Annotated in this window: 23 protein-coding genes; 12 read left to right on the top strand and 11 right to left on the bottom strand. The window is 42.0% G+C overall.

Going from position 1 to position 22,642, the window contains the following annotated elements; translation table 11 throughout:
* The first annotated feature begins 164 nt into the window (after nt 1–164).
* On the top strand, nt 165–896 hold the full coding sequence (locus M2353_RS03505) for a MurR/RpiR family transcriptional regulator (RefSeq protein ID WP_045034443.1): 732 nt from the start codon (nt 165–167) through the stop codon (nt 894–896).
* Nucleotides 897–909: 13 nt separating this feature from the next.
* Here the strand turns inward: M2353_RS03505 and M2353_RS03510 are convergent, their stop codons facing one another.
* The gene (locus M2353_RS03510) at nt 910–2,112 is read right to left on the bottom strand and encodes an MFS transporter (protein WP_284724956.1); all 1,203 of its coding nucleotides are present in this window, start codon (nt 2,110–2,112) and stop codon (nt 910–912) included.
* A gap of 146 nt (nt 2,113–2,258) precedes the next feature.
* Between M2353_RS03510 and M2353_RS03515 the strand changes: the two genes are divergently transcribed.
* Nucleotides 2,259–2,738, top strand: a complete 480-nt coding sequence (locus M2353_RS03515) for an aminoacyl-tRNA deacylase (RefSeq protein ID WP_073414509.1) — start codon at nt 2,259–2,261, stop codon at nt 2,736–2,738.
* 32 nt (nt 2,739–2,770) lie between these two features.
* Here M2353_RS03515 and M2353_RS03520 read toward each other — a convergent pair whose 3' ends face one another.
* A complete protein-coding gene (locus tag M2353_RS03520; protein WP_284724957.1) occupies nt 2,771–3,679 on the bottom strand; it encodes a LysR family transcriptional regulator in 909 nt (302 codons plus the stop codon).
* A 103-nt stretch (nt 3,680–3,782) separates the two neighbouring features.
* Between M2353_RS03520 and M2353_RS03525 the strand changes: the two genes are divergently transcribed.
* On the top strand, nt 3,783–4,982 hold the full coding sequence (locus M2353_RS03525; RefSeq protein WP_284724958.1) for an MFS transporter: 1,200 nt from the start codon (nt 3,783–3,785) through the stop codon (nt 4,980–4,982).
* Nucleotides 4,983–5,045: 63 nt separating this feature from the next.
* On the opposite strand, the gene M2353_RS03530 is transcribed toward M2353_RS03525, so the two are convergent.
* Together M2353_RS03530 and M2353_RS03535 are read right to left on the bottom strand one after the other, a co-directional pair.
* Entirely contained in the window at nt 5,046–6,125 is a 1,080-nt protein-coding gene (locus M2353_RS03530; RefSeq protein WP_017360425.1) for a DUF3900 domain-containing protein, read from the bottom strand.
* A 200-nt stretch (nt 6,126–6,325) separates the two neighbouring features.
* Nucleotides 6,326–6,475: a DUF1540 domain-containing protein gene (locus M2353_RS03535; RefSeq protein ID WP_008344201.1), complete on the bottom strand. Its 150-nt coding sequence runs from the start codon at nt 6,473–6,475 to the stop codon at nt 6,326–6,328.
* 354 nt (nt 6,476–6,829) lie between these two features.
* Here M2353_RS03535 and rfbF point away from each other — a divergent pair, with 354 nt between their 5' ends.
* From rfbF to M2353_RS03560, 5 genes are read left to right on the top strand one after another with little or no spacing between them, the layout of a single operon-like run.
* Nucleotides 6,830–7,594, top strand: coding sequence for a glucose-1-phosphate cytidylyltransferase (gene rfbF / locus M2353_RS03540; RefSeq protein ID WP_096881107.1), 765 nt, complete (start codon nt 6,830–6,832; stop codon nt 7,592–7,594).
* A 4-nt stretch (nt 7,595–7,598) separates the two neighbouring features.
* Nucleotides 7,599–8,570: a GDP-mannose 4,6-dehydratase gene (locus M2353_RS03545; RefSeq protein WP_133124489.1), complete on the top strand. Its 972-nt coding sequence runs from the start codon at nt 7,599–7,601 to the stop codon at nt 8,568–8,570.
* 12 nt (nt 8,571–8,582) lie between these two features.
* Nucleotides 8,583–9,494 carry a putative nucleotide-diphospho-sugar transferase gene (locus M2353_RS03550; RefSeq protein ID WP_163116088.1) on the top strand — a complete coding sequence of 304 codons (912 nt, stop codon included), beginning with the start codon at nt 8,583–8,585 and terminating at the stop codon, nt 9,492–9,494.
* Nucleotides 9,491–10,681, top strand: a complete 1,191-nt coding sequence (locus M2353_RS03555) for a glycosyltransferase family 2 protein (protein ID WP_284724959.1) — start codon at nt 9,491–9,493, stop codon at nt 10,679–10,681. Before M2353_RS03550 ends, M2353_RS03555 begins: the two co-directional genes overlap by 4 nt.
* Complete coding sequence (locus tag M2353_RS03560) at nt 10,682–11,611, top strand: putative nucleotide-diphospho-sugar transferase (RefSeq protein WP_284724960.1); 930 nt, start codon at nt 10,682–10,684, stop codon at nt 11,609–11,611.
* Between the two features lie 106 nt (nt 11,612–11,717).
* On the opposite strand, the gene M2353_RS03565 is transcribed toward M2353_RS03560, so the two are convergent.
* The 3 genes from M2353_RS03565 to pbp4 form a co-directional block, all read right to left on the bottom strand.
* The gene (locus M2353_RS03565; protein ID WP_284724961.1) at nt 11,718–13,073 is read right to left on the bottom strand and encodes an IS1182 family transposase; all 1,356 of its coding nucleotides are present in this window, start codon (nt 13,071–13,073) and stop codon (nt 11,718–11,720) included.
* Nucleotides 13,074–13,177: 104 nt separating this feature from the next.
* Nucleotides 13,178–14,416: an MFS transporter gene (locus M2353_RS03570; protein WP_056408120.1), complete on the bottom strand. Its 1,239-nt coding sequence runs from the start codon at nt 14,414–14,416 to the stop codon at nt 13,178–13,180.
* 146 nt (nt 14,417–14,562) lie between these two features.
* Nucleotides 14,563–16,602: a penicillin-binding protein PBP4(5) gene (pbp4, locus tag M2353_RS03575; RefSeq protein WP_284724962.1), complete on the bottom strand. Its 2,040-nt coding sequence runs from the start codon at nt 16,600–16,602 to the stop codon at nt 14,563–14,565.
* 231 nt (nt 16,603–16,833) lie between these two features.
* Here pbp4 and M2353_RS03580 point away from each other — a divergent pair, with 231 nt between their 5' ends.
* Nucleotides 16,834–18,264 carry an SLC13 family permease gene (locus M2353_RS03580; protein ID WP_284724963.1) on the top strand — a complete coding sequence of 477 codons (1,431 nt, stop codon included), beginning with the start codon at nt 16,834–16,836 and terminating at the stop codon, nt 18,262–18,264.
* Here the strand turns inward: M2353_RS03580 and M2353_RS03585 are convergent.
* Complete coding sequence (locus M2353_RS03585) at nt 18,196–18,600, bottom strand: hypothetical protein (protein ID WP_056705609.1); 405 nt, start codon at nt 18,598–18,600, stop codon at nt 18,196–18,198. The two genes, M2353_RS03580 and M2353_RS03585, sit on opposite strands and share 69 nt — an antisense overlap.
* A gap of 91 nt (nt 18,601–18,691) precedes the next feature.
* Between M2353_RS03585 and M2353_RS03590 the strand changes: the two genes are divergently transcribed.
* A complete protein-coding gene (locus M2353_RS03590; RefSeq protein ID WP_058336484.1) occupies nt 18,692–18,919 on the top strand; it encodes a hypothetical protein in 228 nt (75 codons plus the stop codon).
* Here the strand turns inward: M2353_RS03590 and M2353_RS03595 are convergent.
* Entirely contained in the window at nt 18,900–19,379 is a 480-nt protein-coding gene (locus M2353_RS03595) for an Hsp20/alpha crystallin family protein (protein WP_008344182.1), read from the bottom strand. The genes M2353_RS03590 and M2353_RS03595 overlap by 20 nt on opposite strands.
* Before the next feature lie 65 nt (nt 19,380–19,444).
* On the opposite strand from M2353_RS03595, the gene M2353_RS03600 reads away from it, so the two are divergent.
* On the top strand, nt 19,445–19,702 hold the full coding sequence (locus tag M2353_RS03600) for a hypothetical protein (protein ID WP_212361132.1): 258 nt from the start codon (nt 19,445–19,447) through the stop codon (nt 19,700–19,702).
* Nucleotides 19,703–19,708: 6 nt separating this feature from the next.
* A complete protein-coding gene (locus tag M2353_RS03605; protein ID WP_284724964.1) occupies nt 19,709–19,942 on the top strand; it encodes a hypothetical protein in 234 nt (77 codons plus the stop codon).
* Between the two features lie 35 nt (nt 19,943–19,977).
* On the opposite strand, the gene bcaP is transcribed toward M2353_RS03605, so the two are convergent.
* A complete protein-coding gene (bcaP, locus tag M2353_RS03610; RefSeq protein ID WP_284724965.1) occupies nt 19,978–21,369 on the bottom strand; it encodes a branched-chain amino acid transporter BcaP in 1,392 nt (463 codons plus the stop codon).
* Between the two features lie 179 nt (nt 21,370–21,548).
* Entirely contained in the window at nt 21,549–22,622 is a 1,074-nt protein-coding gene (locus M2353_RS03615; protein WP_041090656.1) for a tetratricopeptide repeat-containing glycosyltransferase family 2 protein, read from the bottom strand.
* Nucleotides 22,623–22,642: the final 20 nt, after the last annotated feature.

Genomic DNA, 22,642 nt, shown 5'->3' on the forward strand with positions numbered 1-22,642 from the left:
AGAGTGAATCAATCTTTTATCATTTGTTTGTACATCTATAGCTTATCGTGAGAGTCCCTTGTGCGTAAACGGTTTCAGCGTCTTTAGGCAAGGGTGCCTTATTTAGAGATTTGTTACATAAAAGAAACGTGTTGTGTCATGTTGTTGGAGAAAGGGGAAGTCAGATGTTTTCAAGTGAGGTCATTTCCAGCTTTAATGAACTAGAAAGCGCTTTATACCGATACATTATGGAAAACAGTGAAAAAGTCGTCTATATGAGAATTCGTGATTTGGCAGATGCCGCACATATATCGACCTCATCTGTCCTTCGCTTTTGTCGAAAAGTGAATTGTGAAGGCTTTTCAGAATTTAAGGTGAAGCTCAAAATGTATTTAGAAGCAGAACAAACACCTTCTTTGAAAAGCACGCAGCATTTCCTGTATGAATTTATCGAACGGACACTTAAAGGAGATTTTGAGGAGAAGATTAAAGAGGCAGCGAAGCTCATTGCGGGTGCAAAGAATGTGCTGTTTATTGGGACGGGCAGTTCTGGTATTTTGGCGCAGTATGGGGCAAGGTACTTTTCGAGTCTTGAGAAATTTTCATTCTACATCAACGATCCGTTTTTCCCGATGAATATGCAGTATTTAGACAATAGTGTCACCATTGTGCTGTCGGTATCAGGAGAGAACAGTATTACGATTGATCATATTTCGAAACTTAAAAGAGAAGGCAGCACGATCATTAGTATTACAAACAATCAGCACTGTACAATTTCTCGTATTTCTGACTTGAATATTGCTTATTACGTTACAGACGAACGAGTCCATAGAGCCAACATTACTACACAGACACCCGTTGTATATATCCTAGAAGCAATGGCGCGTGACATGTTTGCGATGTTAAAAGAAAAGTAAAAGAGCCGCTGCCTTAAACAGCCGCTCTTTTTTTCTGCATCATGAAAGTGGTGATGGCAATGCTTGAGCAGATGAGTACAAACAGTCCGCCTAACAAATACACAAACCGCGCGCCAAAGGCATCTGCAATCATCCCAACAAAGAAAATAGATAAACCGACAGAGACAGATGAAAGCACGTAGTGAGCGGCGTACACCTTTGATAAATCATGGATAGGCGTTTCCGTTTGAAGAATGGTTTGCTGTGAGACATCTCGAATTTGATAGGCAGGCCCCATCAGAATACAAAGCAGAAGAGCAAGCCATGGAAGAGTGTTCATGGCAAAAAGAATCGTCAGTCCTGCATAGATGAATGAACCTGCTGCCATAGAAAGAAGCAGCTGCTTTTGGATCAGCCGGCTCATCCACGCAGCGAGCAGTCCGCCTATAATAGCACCGGCATAATAAGCAGCGTTGATAAATCCCCACCAGTCCTCACTTTCATTCAAATCGTGCGTGACAAAGGCGAGTGTAATGGCTCCAATCCAAATCGCCCCCGCTATATTTTCACTTACATCCATGAAAGTCAGGGTACGAACCGTTTTATTTTTCCAAATGATCGTCCAGCCATCTTTGAAACTGTTTAATTGATTCGTTCTTTGGGTCGTGTTTTCTCGCTTAAGCAAAGGCAAAACGGGCACGAAAAATAGATAAGAACATGCGATCATGAGACAAGTGAAACCTAATAAATAAGTTGGCCCAATCCATAAGACGAGCATTCCGGTAAACGAATAGCCGGCGATTTGAACTATTTGTTGAAAAATGGAGGCTGTGCTGTTCGCTTGAATAAGCTGATTTGCCTGCACAAGGATTGGCATGATCGCCTGTAATAAAGGACTGATGAATCCGCCTGTCATCGAAATGAGTATGAGTGCACCAAACAGCCAGACGATATGCTGCTGAAAGAAAGGGAATTGCGCTGTAAATACAATCAACATCACAAGACGTGCAAGAGGGAGCCATTTCAATAGATGATAGGATTGAAAGCGATCCGTTAAAACAGGAGAGAGGAGCCCAGCCAATAGTTGACATAGCGTTCTTATTAGTGGAAATAATGCGGCATAGGTAGCAGATTGTGTATCTTGATAAATGACAAAAGTAATCGTCATCACAAAAACGATATCACTCAGCATCAGGAGGCTTTTACTGCCTGTGTAAAACCAAAACTTTTTTCCCATATCGAATCGGCTCCTTTTCAAAAACAAGTTCAGTATAGCATGAGAGTGAAGGAGCTAGAGGCTTTCCATTGAAAAATACATCTTAAGGATGAGAGGATTGTGATAAGCTAAATGAATGAACATCGTAAGGAAAGGGGTTTAATCCATTGAAAAAATTACCAGCACATGACTTTTTGGACAAGCATGGCATCCCGTATGACATCAAAACATTTTCTGCCGACACAGAGAAGGGCGCAGCGAATGTAGCGGCAGCTCTTGGTTTTAGAGAAAGACAAATGATCAAAACATTGATCTTTGAAACAGGGGAAGGGGAGCAGCTACTTGTAATGGTGGGTGCTGACCAGCACATCAAATCAGGGAAACTAAAGAAAGCCGCAGGCTCTCGCAATATCAAAATGGCTTCACCTGACACGGTGCTTGAAGTGACAGGCTATCGGATTGGCTCTATTCCGCCATTTTGTTGGCAGCCTGAAGGGTTCCGCACGATTATCGAAGCATCGCTATTAGAAGAAGAGATATTAGGCGTTGGAGCGGGAGAATGGGGAAATGAAATACTCATCACCCCAGAACAACTAGTAAAAGCCTCAAAAGCGGTCCCATTTGATCTTGTTCAGCCATCCGAATAGAAAAAGTGCCTGTTGCTGAAGCAGGCACTTTTTTAATTGGAGTCAGGTGCTATAAAGGGTCCGATGTCTTTCATTTGCAGAAAAGCATTCACCGTCCTATTTTCCTCAAGGTCATTCGCCCGTTTGCAGACCACAACAGGTCTGATAATGTCAATTCCTTCGATATACACGCGCCCAATCTCTCCACGTTCTAAGCTTCGCTGAACAGCGTCACGAGGAACAAGGGTGATGCCATAGCCAGCTTTGATCATTTGAATGGCTTCGTGGACATCACTGAATTGTAAATCAACGGTCGGTTTTTTAATTCCTTTAGCGGTAAAAAGGGAAAAAAGCTTGTCTCTCGTCGAACTGCCTTCTTCTCGCATTAAAAAAGGTTCATGGCTTAGGCGTTCTAGGGGGACGGTTTGTCCATTTAACGGGTGATCCACAGGCACGATAAAGTCATAACTTAAATCAGTCAAGTGAGAGGTGTGAAGATCTTCGTGGTGCAGATCTTCTATTACGGCGATCGCCACATCTGATTGATATTGAAGCAGGCTTTCGATCACTTGAGCGGAGTTTCCGCTTTTTAATTCAATGTCTGTCTGTGGCGATGCTGTTTTAAAAGAGGCAAGCCAATCAGGCAGTAAAAAGTTAAGTGGTACGTAGGTAGAAGCAATTCTGAGTCTTCCTTTTTTTCCGTTTTGCAGAAGGGTGATCTGATATTCTACTTCTTTTTCCGCCTCGAATACTTGCCGGGCATATGGATACAGGATCTTTCCCATCTCTGTCAGTGTAATCCCCCGGCCGTTTCGTTTGAAAAGACGAAAACCGATCTCTCGTTCAATGCTTCGTAATTGTGCCGTCACAGCCGGCTGCGTCAAAGACAGCACGTCTGCCGTTTGTGTGACACTTTTTGTTTCGGCTACCTTTGCAAAAATACGGAGGGCATGTAAATTCATCTTTGCACCGCCTATCAATTATTTTGATGATTCAATCAAAAACATTCATTAGATTTATTATAAGGTATCCCTTATCGTAAAGGTAGCGAAGGGGGAAGAAAAAATGGATCGTCGTCAAAAGCAAGTGGTGTCAATTGCGCTCATCACAGCATTTGCCCTTATTGCGGATTCAATGCTCTATATTGTTCTCCCGGTCTATTGGAAAGAGATTGGTTTATCATCCATTTGGGAGGTGGGGTTACTGCTGTCTATCAACCGATTCATTCGTATCCCGCTAGCACCTGTCGTATGGTGGCTTTATCGATATATCCCAATGAAGACCGGTGTACTGATCGCAATTATGATCGCGTCAGTGACCACGATATTATATGGTATGAGTGGATTTTGGCTGCTATTGATTTGCCGCTGTGCATGGGGTCTCGCTTGGACGTTACTCCGTATGAGTGGGATGAGGGTCTTGGCTGAAATGGACGTAGGCTCACAAGGACATTTGACGGGTCTTTATAATGGGCTTTACCGGCTTGGCAGTTTATTTGGCATGTTATTTGGTGGAATCCTTGCCAGCTTGATCGGTTTTCAGTCCATGACGCTTGTCTTTGGCTTACTCACATTAATGGGCTGCATTTTTTATGTATCGTTGGATGAAATTGAAAAGAGAGAAGGCACGCAGGTGTATCATGGCATCAAACAGAAGTGGTTTACACGAGATGTGGTAAAAGTACTGATAACAGGCATGCTGATCGCACTGATCATCCAAGGTTTATTCGCATCCACGCTGAGTCATGTCATTGAAGCAAAGATTGACCAAGATGAATTGACTCTGTTTGGCTTTGTCATCGGAGCTTCGGCTTTAAGCGGTGTTATTCAAGCACTCAGGTGGGGATGGGAACCATTTCTCGCACCGAGAACGGGCAAATGGTTTGATCGTCTTGTGATGAAGGAACGAATGTTATGCTGGATGTTTCTTTCATTTGGAGGGCTCAGTTTTCTTGTGATCATGTTGAAGGTAAGCGGCTGGTTCCTATTGATGCTGCTTTTGATTCAACTAATGGCAACAATTGTCACAACGTTCACCGATACACTTGCCTTTCAAAAAGCTTCTGCTCAAACAGATAAGAACCGCTTTCTCGCCAGCTATTCTTTTGTTCAAGATATGGGGGCTGCTTTAGGACCTTTGTGTGGGTATACGTTGATCCAGTTTTTCGGAACAAACAGCGTCTTTTGGCTGATGCTTATCATAAGCTTAATGCTCGTCAGCATGTGGATAAGAAGCGGGCAGCATGTTTCTTCTAGTGCAGTGTAAAAAATAAAGCGTTATATAAAAAACTGCCTCATGCAGCTGATCGCAGGAGGCAGTCATATTCTCTTATTCTAAGTCTGAATCATAGGCTTTTTGCGTCAGCTGGCTGACGACCTCTTTCAAGCCATTGGGTTTATGGAATTCAACAGGTGTGCTTCCTTTTTCAAATACAATTTGATCTGCTTCAACGAGCACGACATATCGATTGTTGACCTTTGCAATATGAATCGAGTGGCCGAAGTCGGCTAAAAGTCCTTTAATTTCTGTTTCGCCTAGACGCATCTTCATCGTGATATCAGGGGTTTGTTCAACAATATGTGAAGCGGCTAGCGTGACCTGTTCTGTATCGAGTGTTTCCCGAATCTCCCGTTTTTCACTTGCTTCCCATATTTCAAGGTCCTCTTCAAATTGTTTTAATTCTTCACTTTCATCCTGAAATGTTTCAAATACATGTTCCTGCACCATATTCATGACCTGTGATTTCATGATTTCAGGCATCGATTCCCCGTATTCGACGAATTTTAGAAAGTCCTCAAAATAACGAGCGTGTGAGGATTGATGAATTTTCACTTCGGCTTCCTCTGTCATGCCCTCTTCTGGCATAAACGGGTATTGAATCGATTTCATGTTTTTTGTTGTAATCGCCATTTCTACTTTTTTGATCAAGGTAGATGTATCAGCAATAGAAGCGACTTTCTGTTCAAAATCGCATTTCATGATAAAGACAAAAGAGTCATCGAAATATTTTTTAGGAACCGCAGATGCAACCAGAAACACGCCGCCTCTGACAGCACTTGTATCTAAATAGGTGCGAACAAATTGTTCACTGCATTCGTTAAATACTTCTTTTGTATCTGCAAATCTCGTCTGATGAAATAAATTGTAGTTTGGATTTGAATCGAGTTCATGGCCGGGTTCGACAATGAAACGTCCGATTTTAGTCGGTACTTGCTCAGACTTAGGGTGTCTGTCCACTTTTCGTTTGACGATTTTTTTAAGCTCACCGTCTAGAAAGTCTTTCAGCTCACTTTGTTCAAATTCCTCTTGGTCTAATGTTTGGTAATGTTTAAACCGTTTATTTGCTTGTTCCTCTTTGCCTTCTATTTCAACCACATAGAATGATAGAAAACGTATCGTAAAATCCACTGATTGGTCACCACTTTTTCTTCTTTGGATATGTTGAGTATAGAAAAAGGAGTGAAAATCGTCAACGAATGGAGAAATATCGTGTCATTATTTCCCGAGAAATGTTTCGTGAAAAACGCTTGATAATAATTATCATTCTTGATAGAATGATAAAAGAAAAGAAGGAACCTGCCAGTTCCTTCATCTCAGAAAATCATGTATTATTTTGTTTCAAATGTTTCGCAATCCGTTTCAGCATTGCGAGTCACGTCAGTCATTGTGCTTTTACCAATTTTAATGGTAGAAGCTGTACAGCTGTTGTCAGCCCAAAAACGGCAAGAGTTCACTTCACAAAGTACATTTTGTGCCATGGGAATTCACCTCCGTGATTCATATTAAGAATGAAGCAAGCTGCCACTTGAGTTCATTCAATCTAGTAGTCTCTTTATCGAAAGAGGCTGTTTGTGCTGTATATGCACATGTTTATCATACCATCTACCCTGAAAATATACAATTTAAACTTTGAAAGAGCGAGAATGCAAATCTCGCTCTTTTTTGTTTGTAAAAATAGTTAAATGCTAGGTGGCACCCTCTCTTATTCCAACATATGAATAGAGTAGATTCAAAACCTGATGTCGGACAAAGTATAAGGGTACATGTACTGATTTTCCGCATGAAGATAGGGTTTTCAATCAAAAATTTTCATAGAGAGATGAGGGGAGAAGATGAAAGCAGTCATTCTCTGCGGAGGAAAGGGAACGAGAATGAGTGAGGTCACACAAGCGCTTCCTAAACCACTTGCTATGATCGGAGATCGGCCTATTCTATGGCATATTATGAAAATCTATCAGTATTACGGTGTAGACGAGTTTATCTTATTGCTTGGATATAAAGGAGAGAAAATCAAAGAGTATTTTCTCAACTACGACTGGCGGCATCACAGCATGCAGCTGGATATGTCGACAGGGGAAATAAAGCTTTTAGGGAATTCGGAGAACTGGAAAATCACTTTTTTAGATACGGGTGAGAATACGATGACAGGCGGGCGGTTAAAGCAGGTACAGGATTATATTGGTGATGAGACATTTATGATGACGTACGGGGACGGACTTGCCAATATCAATATGTTTCATTTGCTCAAGCGCCATCAAGAGCTTGGAGCAGCTGCCACTGTCACAGGTATTGAAAAGAAATCACAGTACGGCACGCTGAAGGTGTATAACGGGATGGCACAATCCTTCTCTGAGAAGACAGACAGTATCGGGATGATCAATGGAGGATTTTTTGTGTTGTCTCCAAAGGTTTTTGATTATTTAACAGATGATGATCAATGCGTCTTTGAAGCAGAGCCTCTTCAAAACTTGGCGAATGATGGTGAACTTGCAGTCTATGAGCACCACGGATTTTGGACAGCAATTGATACGTATAAAAACTTGAAAGAAATCAACGGCATGTGGGCAGATGGAAAACAACCATGGAAGGTTTGGTGACAGCATGAGCGGATTTTGGAATGGGAAAAACGTATTTGTGACCGGGTGTACGGGATTGTTAGGGAGTTACCTTGTCAAGGAATTGATTGATCAAGGAGCAAACGTAACAGGGCTTGTACGTGATCAGGTGCCAAGATCGAACTTATATCAAGGCAGTCAATTTGAAAAGATGAATGTCGTCCAAGGCGCACTTGAGGACATGCAAACGATAGAACGTGCGTTAGGAGAATATGAGATTGATACAGTCTTTCATTTGGCCGCCCAAGCGATTGTTGGGGTCGCAAATCGTCACCCGGTCTCTACATTTGAAGCCAATATTTTAGGAACATGGAATGTGCTGGAGGCGTGCAGAAGGCAGCCGCTTATCAAACGAGTGATCGTGGCATCAAGTGATAAAGCATACGGAGATCAAGAGCAGCTTCCTTATGATGAAGACATGCCACTTAACGGTAAGCACCCATATGATGTGTCAAAAAGCTGTGCAGATTTAATTTCTCACATGTACTACAACACATATGGTCTTCCGGTTTGTATTACGCGCTGCGGTAATTTATATGGAGGCGGGGATTTGAATTTTAACCGAATCATTCCGCAAACCATCCAGCTTGTGTTAGAGGGAAAGGCGCCAGAAATTAGAAGTGACGGAACCTTTATCCGTGATTATTTCTATATTGAAGATGCGGTCAAGGCTTATTTACTGCTAGCTGAAAAAATGGAGGAAAAAGGGCTTGCAGGAGAAGCATTTAACTTTAGTAATGAAATTCAGCTGACCGTGCTTGAGCTCGTTGATAAAATCTTAAAGGCGATGGGCAGTGAACTAAAACCTCGTATTTTGAATCAAGGAACGCATGAGATTAAGCATCAATATTTATCAGCAGAAAAGGCGAGAAAGCTGCTTGATTGGAAGCCTGATTACTCCATTGATGAAGGGTTAGAAAAGACAATTGAATGGTACCGCGAATTCTTTCAAAAATAGAGGTGTAAACAGATGAACAGCATATATTGTACGGTTCTATCAAGTGGAAGACTTTATCAAGCCATTGCGTTTTTCTTATCGTTGAAGCAAGTAGAAGATGATGCTGTCATCAAGACGTTATGTATGGATGATGCTGCATTTGATTTGCTTCATCAAATGAATTTCCCGCATGTCGATCTTGTTCATGTGCGTGAGCTTGAAACGCCTGAGCTTCTAGAGATCAAAAAGGAACGAAATGATTCGGAATATTGCTGGACATTAAAACCGATTTGGATTGAGTGGCTATTTAAGCAGAGCCAGGCGGAGGAAGTGACGTATCTTGATGCGGATTTGTTCTTTTATGAGAGTCCACAAGTGATTTTTCAAAATCAGCCTGATGCGTCTGTGCTTCTATCAAGAGGGGATATTGTCATTCCAAGCTTTGATCCAGAGGAAGTGAAGATGCTTCAGAAACTTTTAGGGCGTTATAACTCAGGCTTCCTGCATTTTAAAGGAGATGAAGCCGGCCGGAAGTGCCTGAGCTGGTGGAAAGAAGAATGTCTAAAAGAATGCAAAAATGCGCCTGGAGAAGGAAAATTTGGCGATCAAGGGTATTTGGATCATATGCCGGTGCTGTTTGAAAAAGTAGAAGATATTCAAACAAAGGGTGTGAATATTGGTCACTGGAATTATGGCCAGCATTCTTATCAGGAAGAGAATGGACGTATTTTGCTTGAGGATGGAAGCCCACTCATTTGCTATCATTTCAGTGGTTTTCGGATCTTAAGCAAAGATGATATGCAGCAAATCCATGAAAAAGGAAGAGATGACTTGCCATTTTTCCAAGAAGCCTATCGGGAAGTGCTGCGTCATGTGATTGAATCGGTAGAACAAGTCCATCCTATGTTTAACGGCTATGCCAAACTGGAGGAGGATGGCGCATGAATGAAAAGCCGAAGGTCAGCGTCATTATTCCGAGTTATAATGCGAAAGAGCGTTTAGAAGGGAGCCTCTTTTCCTTAACGCTTCAGGAAACCGATATTCCATTTGAGGTCATTGTTGCTGATAATGGGTCAACGGACGGCACGATGGAAATGCTCGAACACATTGAGGTGAACTTTCCATTCAAAAAGGTGCGTATTCCTGTCAATCAAGGAATTGCCAAGGGGCGCAATCATGCCATTCGTGAGGCAGAGGGAGACCTTTTAATATTCCATGACAGTGATATGTTGGCAGAGCCCCAATTTATTCAAAAGCACGCAGAGGCACATGCTGATCATGAGGACCGTGTCATTTGCGGTGTATGCTGGAAGCGAATCTACCGTTATTTTTACACCGGTTTTGATCAAGATCATATGAAACGATTAAAAAAACAAGGGCTGTATCAGCGGAAAATGAAAGACAAAACGTCTCTTGTGTCGATGGAGGAAGTGAAAAGCGGCGCATTTCTAGAGAGAAGCTTCGACTTGCAGTCCGAATTTATTGATATCCTGAAAGACATTTTAAACACGTACGACTATGATTTAAGTTCTTATCAATTGCCGTGGCGATTTTTTATCACAAATAACTCTTCCGTCAAGCGAAAGCATGTTATGGAACTAGGGATGTTTGATGAAAAAATCGTTCGATACGGGTTTGAGGATTATGATTTAGGCATTCGTCTGCATCAGCTTGGCCTCTCATTTGAGCTGCGTGAGGATATTTTAAGTGTGCATCAGGAACATCCAAGTAATTTAACGTCATTCGATGACATCAAATATAACATTTTGTATATGTGCGAGAAGTACAACAATATTGATTCGATTGATGTTCATTTGGCTTTCTCTGGACCATTTTCTCATACCGTGACAAATGATATCGTGAAAGACATTCGCCAGCTGCGTAAGAATGAAGCATATGATGATCTGCTCGCTTATTTTTTGGAGCTGCTTCATATGATCACAGAGCGGAATGTGGGCATTAAACGTGATCAAAAGGACGTGCTGACGGCAAAGCATTTCCCTTTGAAAAAGCTGTCAGAGGCGGTCCAGCTTGCCAAGCAGGAACATGGATGCACGGTGCTGGCAGAGGCCATTCAAGGGCTCACAAAAGAGCTGCTGCATGTTGACTTGTTCCAAGTGGATGTGTTGTAGATGGCATCCTATCATTTCACAACCATTGTGTCGAATACCCATGTATTTAAGCTGCTGGCGCTGATTCATTCACTTGAGCAGACGGCTCAATCATACAAACTTTCTGTCTTATGTGCTGATCCTTTGGCTTACACAGTGTTAAGTCAGTTTCCTCATCCACATGTCCAATATGAACAGCTTGAAGATGTGGAAGATGATTCGCTGCGAAAAGCAAAGGCGGATCGTACGTTCCATGAGTATTGCTGGACGCTTAAGCCTGCGTTTCTACTCAAAATTTTAGAGTCCTCTGATGCAGATTATCTCGCTCATTTGGATACGGATTTATATTTTTATCATGATCCAGAGGTGATATTTGCAGAAAATCCACTCGCTCATGTATTTTTGACAGATCATATGAATTCCAAGCGATTCTATCACTTTTATGAATTATCCGGCCGTTTTAATACGGGGTTTGTAGGTTGCCGAAACACAGATGTGGCCAAACGGGCTGTGACGCAGTGGAAAGAGAACTGTATTGCGCACTGTACAGTAGAAATGGATACGGAAAAAAAGACATATGGTGATCAGCGGTATGTTGAAAGATGGGTCGATGATTTTGAGGGTGTCCATGTGGTGGCATCTAAAGGTGCCAATGCAGCGATTTGGAATATTGAAAACTATAAGCTTTCCGTTGTGGAAGGAGATATGTACCTCGATGAATGTCCACTGCTGTTCTATCATTTTTCTGCCTTTACGATCATTGATGAAAATACCTTTAATCTGAATTGGTATTACTATATGACAGAACAAAAGCTGGTGGATCATTTGTATATTCCGTATGCGGATTTGATTCATCTGAAAATTAAACAGGTGCAAAAGGTCTTTCCAGACTTTCAGCAGGGGTTTATTGCAAAGAAGCATGTTCCGGACACGCATTTTTATGAGATATGAAAAAACCGCTCATTTATTGAGCGGTTTTCAGACCGTAGACAAACCCCACCTTTACTTCAAGTAAAAGTGGGGTTTTCACTTATTTTGATAAAATTGATCAGTTGCTTTACGCTGGACATGGCTCTTTCCATGTCCAGTTTGCTAATTTCTTAAGATTCATGGCAGCAAAAGTAAGCATCGCCTGCATCGAAACTTTTTTCAATCCTCGAAGTTTCGTCCATCGCATTCCATGCTTTTCTTTTGCATCCGCAAAAACGCGTTCAATCGTTTCTTTCCGTTTTGCATAGATGTTCTTATTCATTTCAGTGAGTCTCAGATGGTCTGCTTCGTCTAGGTAGTCCTGCCAAATATGTCGGTGAATCTGTTTGGTGTGATTTTGACTTTGTGTACAGTTATCTAAAAACGAGCAGGATTTACATACCTCTGAATCGGACGCATATTGCTTATATCCCTCTCTAGTCGTTGTACGATAAGAAAGAATTTGCCCGTTTGGGCAAATGTAACAATCAAAATGTGCGTCATATACGTATTCATTCTTTTTCAAGTAACCAGCTTTTGTTCTCGGGCGGGTGTAAGGCATGACAGGTCTTATCTCTTGATCCATTAAAAACTTGGCGATATATGGTGTTTTATATCCAGCATCAACTGCGACTACATTGGGTTTTCCGACTTTCTTTGTCACCTTTGATACGAGTGAATCTAACATACGACTATCATGAACATTTCCACCAGTGACCAGTGATCCTAAAATAAATCCTTTTGAATCACAAGCCGTATGAAATGAATAAGCAAATAATTTTTCACGTTCATCCTTTACATAGTAGCCACTCTCTGGGTCAGTTGTACTGACCTTGATTTCTTTTTTCTCTTTCTTATTCTGTAGGGGTAACGGCTTTTTTCCATGTTCCTCACGATCAACATTGATCTCCTCATGAAGCTGATTTTGATAACTTCTCGTTTCTACTCGAACAATTTTCTTTTCAAGTTTTTTCTTATTGGCGTTTGCTTTTACATGAGTTGAATCAATGAAAGCGATAGATGGATCAACTAGACCTTTTTTCATCGCTTCTCTTAAGATTCGATAAAAAATTTGTTCGAATAAATCTGTATCATGAAAGCGTCTCACGTAGTTCTTACCGAAGGTAGAAAAGTGCGGAATTTTCTCCGAAAATCCATATCCAATAAACCAACGATAAGCCACATTAGTTTCAATTTCTTTAATGGTTTGACGCATAGAGCGAATGCCAAATAGGTATTGGATCAAAACCATTTTAATAAGAACAACGGGATCCACACTTGGTCTGCCGTTATCAGAACTATAATGATCTTTGACAAGATCATACACGAAATCAAAATCGATCGCTTGATCAATTTTTCGTACAAGATGATCTTCAGGCACTAATTCATCTAAGGCCACTACTTCTAATTGATTTCTTCTTTCTTCTTCACGTTTCGATAACATGTTCATCCCCCACAGAAATGTGTTATTACCCTTATTATACAAAAAAGCTTGTAGACTTTGTCTACAAGCTGAAAACCGCTCATTTATTGAGCGGTTTTTACCTTTTATGATTCATTCCATTTCGCTATGGTCTGATCGCTTGGCAGTAAGAAGGCTAGGATGCCTAATATCGGTAAAAAGGCGACACCGATCATGGTAGGCGTTAAACCGACTGCATCAATTAATGAGCCGAGGGCAACGGATCCAATCGCTCCCATACCAAACGCAAGCCCAACAGTTAAACCAGACATTGTGCCAATTTTCCCGGGAAATAGTTCTTGGGCATAGACCACGGTGACAGAGAAGCTTGAGGTCAGAATGATCCCAATGAGTCCAAGTAAAACATAAGCAAAAACTGGTCCGGCAAATGGGAGAAGCAGGGCAAGCGGAAAGGATGCTAATAAAGAAATTAAAATGACGGTTTTCTTGCCGAAGCGGTCTGCAAGCGGCCCGCCTAAAAATGTCCCAATCGCACCCAATATAAGAAATAAGAAAATATAAGTTTGTGATTCTTTAATCGTCAAACCATATTGCTCAATCGCATAAAACGCATAGAAATTCGAGATCGCATTTCCATACCAAGAACGCGCGAAAATAAGAAAGACGATAATGCCAAGTGCTGTGAGCGCTGACTTGCGGTGAAGTTCAGATCTTGCTGCTTTTGCAGGCGCTTTTTTCGCTTGTGCTCGAATGGTTTGAAGCTTTCTTGCGTACCATCTCGAAATATAGAGAAGGAAACCGACAGCAATCATTCCAACAATCGTAAACCAAGCCACACCTGGCTGACCGAGAGGAACGAGCATTAATGCAGCGATTAGCGGAGCAAAGGCTTGACCTGTATTTCCACCGACTTGATAGATAGATTGAGCAAGACCGCGTCTAGGACCAGCTGCCATGTTGGCAACCCGTGAGCCCTCTGGATGGAAAATCGCAGAGCCGAGTCCAATAAAGACGACGCACAGTAGGATGGTCGCAAATGATGGCGCAAACGCAAGGCCGAAAATGCCGACAGCACTTGAAAATAATGCGATAGGCAGTGCATAGGGCATCGGCCGTTTATCTGTGTACCACCCGATCGCAGGCTGCATGACAGAGGAGACCATATTTAATGTAAAGGCGATTAGCCCTAATTGAGTAAAGGTCAGCCCCATTGAGCGTTCTAAAATAGGGAACATGGCAGGAATCACGGCTTGCAATGTGTCGTTGAGCATATGGCAAATACCAATAATCAATAAAATAGGATAAACCGTTGAACCGGTGACCGCTTTTTGAGGTTTATTCTTTGTTTGAGCAGCAATAGCCAATGAGACTTCCTCCTTTCATTCAACTTGTTTTCTTTTTTTCATTCTCCTCATTTTATTCATAAGGTGAACTATAAAACAATAGCAAATTGTCATGATTTAGAAAAAAAGAGACACATGCGCTTGATGGAGCGTGTGTCTCTTAAGGGTTATTTATAGAAAGAAGCGATGACAGGCTTCATTTTTTGAATGACAAGTCCACTGCCTCCACGGTTTTTCACACCTTCAATCATGCCGACGAGGACATAATCTTCTTTTTTAGGATTAAACGCAAGTAAAAATCCATTTTCAGTACCGTCTGTCGCACCTTGTTTGCTCTTTAGTTCCGCTGTTCCCGTTTTAGCGGCTATATCAGCCCCTTTTATTTGCAACGAGTGAGCGGTTCCGTTTGAATTGGTGACGACTTGAGTTAGTGCGTCCTTCACCGTATTTGCTGTATCTTCTTTGATGATCTGTTTTGGTGATGTTGTTTTTTCATCCTGAATGACTCGAGGGTACACAAGCTTTCCTCCTGTTGCAAATGGAGAATAGGCATGTACTTGTTCAATTGGAGACATGAGTATTTCTCCTTGGCCATAGGCTGAATCGGCGAGTAAGATGTCTGATTGGATCCCGTCGTTAGACACTTGTGCCGGTTTCATTGTAAACGGCATGTTTAAATCATCGCCAAACCCAAATGTTTTCACTTTTTTCTCGTATTGATCTTTGCCGATTTCAAGGGCTTCCTGTCCAAAATAAATATTATCTGAGTACACGAGGGCATCGACCATATTGACTTGTTCTTTGTCATGAACCCGTGTAATGCGATAATTTCCCCATGATTGATCCTTTTGCCATTTCAGTCCATGAATGGTGCGCACTTTATTAGGTTTTGTGACACCTGTTTCCAGTCCAATCGCTGCTGTAATGGTTTTGAATGTAGATCCTGGTGCATATCTGCTCGCATATCGAGCTTGGAATGGGAGATCAGGATTTTCACTGTATGCTTGGTATTGTTTAGGCGTGATCCCGTTGGTCATTAAATTGACATCGTAAGAAGGGGTGCTAACAAGCGCTAATAAATCACCTGATGATGGATTCATAATGGTGACAGCCCCTTTTTCACCTTTCAGCTGTTGATAGGCTTTTTTCTGTAAAGATGCATCAATGGTCAGCTTGACTGTTTTTCCGTCTTTTCGGTCTGTTTTTTGTAATGTTTCTTCAATACCTGTTTCATCATGGATAATGAGGATGCTTCCGCCATCTTGTCCTCTTAAGTTCTTGTCAAATGTGAATTCAAGGCCGGTTTTGCCGATGATTTGATCCGCCTTTAAAGCTGGATTTCTTTTGATATCATCCGCATTTGCTTTTCCCACATAGCCTGTCAGATGAGCAGCGGCTTCGTTATATGGATAGTAGCGCATTTCCTTCGTTTGATAGGTGACGCCATTTATGTCTTTTGGAATCGGCTTTTGCTCTAACATAGACTTTAGCGGGACAAATGTGTCATCTGTGACCCATGCTTGTTTCAGCTGATTTTGAATCAGCTCTTCATCTATATCAAAAGCGCTGCTGATTTTTTTGATGTTGCTTTCTTTTTCCGTGCCTGTCCCGAGCTTTCCAGGGATGATGCCTAGTGCGTGTCCACCAGTTGTTTCTGCTAACGTGCGCCCTTTTCGATCTACAATATTTCCGCGTACCGCAGGATCCGTTGTCACTTTGATGGTGTCACCCTTTTCCATTTGCGGGAAAATGAGATTTGGTTTCCAGTCTACTTTCCACTCGTTATCCTCTTCGGAGAGAACGCCATTGTAAGAGAGTTTGTTCAGTTTTCCAAGTGACGTTTTCATCGTGACTTCATAGGTGAATTGATACCCATTTCCTTTGTCCTGTTTTTCTACGTTGACGTTTGAGACGTTTAGATCATTCGCACCGATGCCGCTAAAGATATGATCGTATTTTTCGGCAAGTTGTTTTTTAGAAAAGTCATTGGCTTTCAGAGAGCCGCTTGTGACCTCATCTGCCAATTTTGTGAATTCTTTTTTCTCCAGATGTTTCGTAAAGGATTCAGCGGCTTTCAGCGCCTCTTTTTCTTTGGAGAAAAGCGTATCTTTTAAGAAAAAGAGAGCAGCAGCAATCGCGATGATGCTAAGAAGGGGAATGATGACTTTTTTCTGTTTCCAAAATGATTTTCGTTGATCTGTATACAATGAAAACACCTCAATTTTTGATTAGATCCTCTATAGTTTACAGTTACTGTGTAGGATTTGTATAGTTTCTCCTATGAAAATAGACCAAGTCATGAAGTGGAAATATGAAGCAAGACACAGTTGCTGCTGAAGGATCTCTTCATTTTTTCTTATGATTTAAAGGATTTTTTATGTGATCATCGAATGTGAAAAATTAGAAAAAATTAAAAGCGTTTTCATGAAGGAGGAATTGTGATCGTTTATAAAAAAGTGAATCTGACTGGACTTGTTCTTGGACCGATCTTCTTTTTGCTTATTTTTTTGCTCATTCCAGAAAGTGAATTGACCTATGCACCAAGAGTGGTACTGGGCGTTACGGCTTGGACTGCGACATGGTGGGTCACAGAAGCTTTGCCTATACCGGCTACCTCTTTATTGCCCATCATCCTTTTGCCAACACTTGGCGGGCTATCGATGGAGCAAACATCAAGAGCTTATGGAGACCCGATTGTTTTTATGTACATGGGCGGATTTATGATTGCCATTGCTATTGAAAAATGGAATTTACATAGAAGAATGGCCTTACATATTTTAAACATCATAGGCACAAGAAGTGACCGCATTGTATTAGGGGTTATGATGGCAACGGCCTTTTTATCTATGTGGATTTCAAATGCAGCCACAGCACTGATGATGCTGCCTGTGGCACTGGCTGTGATTAAAGAGGTGAAGGCGAACGATATTTTGTCTGGTGCATCTCTTGACCGATTCAGTAAAAGCATCCTATTATCGGTCGCTTATTCAGCCTCTATTGGCGGACTGGCGACACTCGTTGGGTCTGTGCCAAATGCTGTTTTTGCAGCGATGTCAAAAAAGCTATTAGATCGAGAAATTATGTTTTTTGAATGGTTTTTGTTTGGTTTTCCGGTGGCGGCTGTTCTGCTCATTCTCTTATTTCTGTATTTGACCAAGATACAGTTCAAGGTAGAGCACACAGGTGAAATGGGAGCGGCGTTTATACAGAAGGGTTTAGAGGATTTAGGCAAAATGAAACAAGAAGAAAAATGGGTTTTTGCTATTTTTCTTATGACGGCTTTTTTATGGATTTTTAAAATCTTTTTGTTTGGCGGGCTTCCTGTCTCGGATACGTCGATCGCAATCTTTGGGGCGATGCTGTTATTTCTCATTCCAGCGACAAATGGAGAGAGAATACTAGAATGGCAGGATATGAAGCAGTTGCCATGGGGGCTATTGCTTTTATTTGGAGGCGGGCTTTCGCTTGCTACAGGATTTGCGGAAACGAATCTAACAGGATGGATCGGGGAAAATTTACAGCATTTAAATGGGCTGTCGTACCTCATGCTGCTAATTATTTTAACGGCTTCTATTTTATTTATGACCGAAATTATGTCTAATACAGCAGTTGCGAACATGATCATTCCGATTACAGTAGGGCTTGGACTTGCAATTGGCATGGAGCCGTACGGCTTAATGGCTGCGGCTGCGTTAGCATCTTCATGTGCGTTTATGTTGCCAATCTCCACACCACCAAATGCGGCTGTCTTTAGTGCGGACGTGCTGAAAATATCTGATATGGTCAAGGCTGGTTTTTGGCTAAATGTGATCAGTATTGTAGCGATTGTGCTTGCGGTTTATTTCTGGCTTCCGGTCGTGCTGAGATGAAGACTTTGATCGAATGGAGACTTTTGGTGTTTTTGTTTCTTTTGGCTTCGGTACTGAAGCTGCCTTTTTGAGGTGCGGGTCCTTTGGCGTGTAATAGGTGGCTCCAATGTTGAGTCTGCCTTTAAGCTGATCAATGGAAAGCTCACCAAACTCTAAATGGTAGTCAATTTTGTCCACATGCAGTGATTCAATGTGAATGTGCGTATCCTCCGAGACAGGCGGAGCAGGTGCAGACATTTTCTGCTCAAGAGCGGTGAGTCTTTTTTCCAGCTCGACGACAGATGGGGATGGACTGGCTTCGGTTTTTTTAAAGAGTGATTGAATGAAATGTTTCAAGTGGACCACAACCTTTTCTTTCGCCTTGCTCTAGTCTATGGAAAAGCTGCCCGGTATATACTTATAGAGATACATGAAAGGGGAGAAGTGCATGCTGCCTACACGCATTCAGATTACCCATATGAAGACGAATACGATTGGTACAGGGTCCTCGATGACATTCGGTTCGACGATCGTACGAAATCACTGCTCGACGATCAAAAGAAACAATGGTTTTGGTGAACAAAATGCCGATGACGTGATCACGATCTTGCCGATTGAAACGATTGATGATCGTGATCTAATAGACGCAGTCAGTATCAATATTCGTCATCTATGATTATCGCAGTTGCTTTTCCTTCATCCTTTTGCAAGCGAATGTATAGCACGCCGTCTTTAAAAGCCGCATTCATTTGACCAAGAATCATATCTGGGAGCCGAATTTTTCTTTCAAACGGACCATACTTCCCTTGTTTTTGGCGAAAATCCTGTTCGTTAAAAAAGGAAAAACGCTGTCCTTTTACAACTAAATATTCACCATATGACAGCACCTGAACATCTTCCTTCCGGTAGCCAGGCAGATAAATTAAGTACTGAAATTCAGTAGGGGTTTCCACAATGTCGACTGGTGGAAACGATGCATCTGTTCCTCGCTGATCTTGCTGCGAGAATGTAAAGGGAGACGGACCATTTGCCATAAAGGGAGATCTTTGCTCATCATCGAATATCATTTTCCAAAAATCATCTCCATGCATTTGCTGGGCAATGTCCATCCACTGCTTCATTTTTTCGAAGTCCATGTGAAGACCTCCTGTTAACATACTTGATGGGTGCTCGCATATACCTATAAAAAGGAGGTTTATCTGTGGTTCAACCAACTCCGTATATCAATATTAATATTTTCATGTTAAAAATTAATTCCTTTGAAAATGCGTCGGCGGTGAATGTCGGACAAAATTTGTTAGCAGAGTGGCAAAACTCAGATAAAAAAAATCAGGGGTACGGACAGAATTTTGGAGATGCCAGCGGTTTTGTCGGAACAAAGAGCCATGTAGATGATCGAGATCAAGTGGACTCACCTGCCTCTTTTTCGCCAGCAGCTAAACCTATTTCAAGGAAGTGATGTGTGATGTTATTCTCACCCTCAGTCGTCAATGTCGGTGCTTTTAAAATCAATGCAATGGATCGGGGGGCATCACTGACGCTAGGACCTTATCAGCAGATCGATTATTTTCTCTCGATGAAATTGAACCGGGGTTTTGGTGAGGACAATGGAGATTGTTCACCGCTTGTCATTCCGATTTCAAGCGTACTCGATCCAGATATGGTGGATTCGAATTCAGTGAAAAACAGTGTGATTTAAACAAAAAAGAGACCGGGATTCCCCGTGTCTCTTTTCTAATGGGTTTGATTCAAATGGCTTTTTCGTCTTGCGTAGGTGAAATACACAACGACACCAATCGCTACCCAGATGAGGAAGGCTCTCCATGTCACCCATGAAAGTGTCGTGGCAAGTTTGATACATACGACTGCACTAATAATGGGGAGAACAGGAACAAATGGTACTTTAAAAGCTGCCTTGACATTCGGGTGTTTTGTCCGTAAAACGATCACTGCAATTGAAATCACCGTAAAGGCCGCAAGTGTACCGATGCTGACTAAATTAGCAAGTGTTGATAAGTTGACGAAACCAACGATACATGCCGCAACAGCGCCTGTCAGCCAAGTGTTGGCAACCGGTGTCTTCGATTTTGGATGAACGTTTGAAAAGATTTTCGGCATGAGTCCATCTCGGCTCATAGCAAAGGTTAAACGAACCTGAGCGTAGACAAGTGCAATTAACACTGTCGTAATCCCGATAATAGCACCTGCCGATATAATACCAGCGACACTATTTAGGCCAACCACTTGTAAAGCAAAAGCGACAGGGTCACTGACATTCAGCTTCGTGTAGTGAACCATGCCTGTTAAGACAAATGAAACCCCGATGTATAAAATCGTACAAACACCGAGCGCGCCAATAATTCCGATTGGCATTGCTTTTTGCGGGTTTTTGACTTCTTCTGATGCATTAGCGATTGCATCAAAACCAAGGTAAGCAAAAAAGACAGTTGCCGCTCCTGCGATCACGCCGTCGAAGCCCATCGGCATAAAAGGTGTCCAGTTTTCAGGTTTGACGTAAGCAAAGCCTGAAATGATAAATAGAAGAACGATCGCGATTTTGATCAGCACAATGATGTTATTCAGCTTAGTGCTTTCTTTGACACCCCTTGAGACGATAAAGGTGATGAGCAAAATAATAAGTGCGCCTGGCAGGTTAAAGACGGCCCCATCAACGGTTCCAGGTGCAGCCGATAAAGCCTTCGGTATATGCAGACCGAATCCACTGAGCAGTGATTGAAAATAGGACGACCATCCACTGGCAACAGCAGAGAGGGCAATCACATATTCAAGCATGAGATCCCAGCCCATTAAGAAGGCGAGAAACTCCCCAAGTGTTGCGTAAGAATACGTATAGACACTTCCTGACACTGGAATGGACGAGGAAAATTCAGCGTAGCAAAAAGCAGCAAGGGCGCATGCGATCGCAGCCAAAATAAAAGATATAATAATCGCAGGTCCCGCATCTTTCGCAGCCGCAACCCCCGTTATCACAAAAATGCCAGTCCCGACCACACAGCCAATGCCAAGCAAGATTAAATCAAATGTATTCAAAGAACGGCTCAACCGCTTCGTTTGACTTTCAAGCATGAGCTGGTCGAGAGACTTTTTTCTAAATAAAGAACTCATGTTGACCTCCTAATGGATAAATCTTTTCGTAAGACGAATGTTAGTATATGCGTAAATGACAATTTAGTCAATTGGTTGAAAAACGCTTTAAATCGCTAAAGTATTAAATGTCACAAAAGGCTAATGTGTATCAAAAAACATCCGCCGTCATGTGACAGGCGGATGTGATAACAGGAGATTTACGTTTGTTCAGCAAATATTTTTTCGTTGTACAGCACACTAGGATGGGTTGGGTAATGGGCTGAGGATGCAAGATGATGGGTTTTGGCTTGAGCCAAATCACCGAGCTGATAATAACAATAGCAAAGCTGAAGGTGAGGATACCATGTTTTATATTGTGTTAGTGTAAAGGCTGTTTCGATTTCAGGTGCCTTCAGTGCCTGCTCATACCAATAGATGGCCGCTTTGTATTTATTTTGTGCTTTGAAATGATCCCCAATCCGGCAGCAAAATTCTGGACGGGGCTGATCATATAAGAAGGATCGCAATAAGGAGGATAAGGCGGCTTCCTCAAAACCGACTGCATAATAGCAGTCAGCTAAATTTTGGCATGTGCGAATTTCATCCTCAATCCAGCATTGTTTTGTGGCTAAAAATTTGTGATAAAAGCGAATCGCCTTCACATGCTGCTTGTTATCTCGTAATTCATTGGCGAAGTAAAAGAGATCGCGAGGCGTCATCTCTTCGCCTTTTGCAAGCATGTTTTCATAAATGCGCAGATTGCGTCCAGGCTCTCCAGCGGTTGTTTTCTTACGCTTTTGATGGGTGACGGCGATATCAGCCGGTAAGATGTTGCCATACACCTGAAGAAACTCATGAACGGCCCCATACCACTGAAAGTTCAAGGCACGCTTGACGAGCCGATTTCTTCTATATTTAAAATTCACCTGACCGTCCTCACTAAATCCAACATGGTAAAACATCGAGACGGCATCTACTGCGGGATCAAGCGTCTGTTTGAGCTGAAGCAGTTTTTGCTGGTCCTCTTCAAGTAGGACATCGTCGGCATCCAGCCATAAGATATACTCTTTTGTCGCATGGGAAAAAGCGAAATTGCGTGCTTTTGCAAAATGCTGGACCCATTCAAAGTCGAGTACCTTTGCTGAAAAGGAGTGAGCAATGTCCTTTGTTTGATCCGTTGATCCTGTATCAACAATGATCATCTCATCTACAATGTCTTGAACAGAAGACAGGCAGTCAGCCAAAACCTCTTCTTCATTTTTCACAATCATACATAAACTAATGGTTATCATCTTTAGATCACCTCTTCATA

This window comes from Bacillus aerius (assembly GCF_029894105.1).
In the GTDB taxonomy this organism is placed as follows: Bacteria; Bacillota; Bacilli; order Bacillales; family Bacillaceae; genus Bacillus; species Bacillus altitudinis.

Coding starts and splice junctions, on each gene's coding strand:
- M2353_RS03505 (WP_045034443.1), top strand. CDS start 165: ATGTTTTCAAGTGAGGTCATTTCCAGCTTTAATGAACTAGAAAGCGCT.
- M2353_RS03510 (WP_284724956.1), bottom strand. CDS start 2,112: ATGGGAAAAAAGTTTTGGTTTTACACAGGCAGTAAAAGCCTCCTGATG.
- M2353_RS03520 (WP_284724957.1), bottom strand. CDS start 3,679: ATGAATTTACATGCCCTCCGTATTTTTGCAAAGGTAGCCGAAACAAAA.
- M2353_RS03525 (WP_284724958.1), top strand. CDS start 3,783: ATGGATCGTCGTCAAAAGCAAGTGGTGTCAATTGCGCTCATCACAGCA.
- M2353_RS03535 (WP_008344201.1), bottom strand. CDS start 6,475: ATGGCACAAAATGTACTTTGTGAAGTGAACTCTTGCCGTTTTTGGGCT.
- rfbF (WP_096881107.1), top strand. CDS start 6,830: ATGAAAGCAGTCATTCTCTGCGGAGGAAAGGGAACGAGAATGAGTGAG.
- M2353_RS03545 (WP_133124489.1), top strand. CDS start 7,599: ATGAGCGGATTTTGGAATGGGAAAAACGTATTTGTGACCGGGTGTACG.
- M2353_RS03550 (WP_163116088.1), top strand. CDS start 8,583: ATGAACAGCATATATTGTACGGTTCTATCAAGTGGAAGACTTTATCAA.
- M2353_RS03555 (WP_284724959.1), top strand. CDS start 9,491: ATGAATGAAAAGCCGAAGGTCAGCGTCATTATTCCGAGTTATAATGCG.
- M2353_RS03560 (WP_284724960.1), top strand. CDS start 10,682: ATGGCATCCTATCATTTCACAACCATTGTGTCGAATACCCATGTATTT.
- M2353_RS03565 (WP_284724961.1), bottom strand. CDS start 13,073: ATGTTATCGAAACGTGAAGAAGAAAGAAGAAATCAATTAGAAGTAGTG.
- M2353_RS03590 (WP_058336484.1), top strand. CDS start 18,692: ATGCTGCCTACACGCATTCAGATTACCCATATGAAGACGAATACGATT.
- M2353_RS03595 (WP_008344182.1), bottom strand. CDS start 19,379: ATGGACTTCGAAAAAATGAAGCAGTGGATGGACATTGCCCAGCAAATG.
- M2353_RS03605 (WP_284724964.1), top strand. CDS start 19,709: ATGTTATTCTCACCCTCAGTCGTCAATGTCGGTGCTTTTAAAATCAAT.
- bcaP (WP_284724965.1), bottom strand. CDS start 21,369: ATGAGTTCTTTATTTAGAAAAAAGTCTCTCGACCAGCTCATGCTTGAA.
- M2353_RS03615 (WP_041090656.1), bottom strand. CDS start 22,622: ATGATAACCATTAGTTTATGTATGATTGTGAAAAATGAAGAAGAGGTT.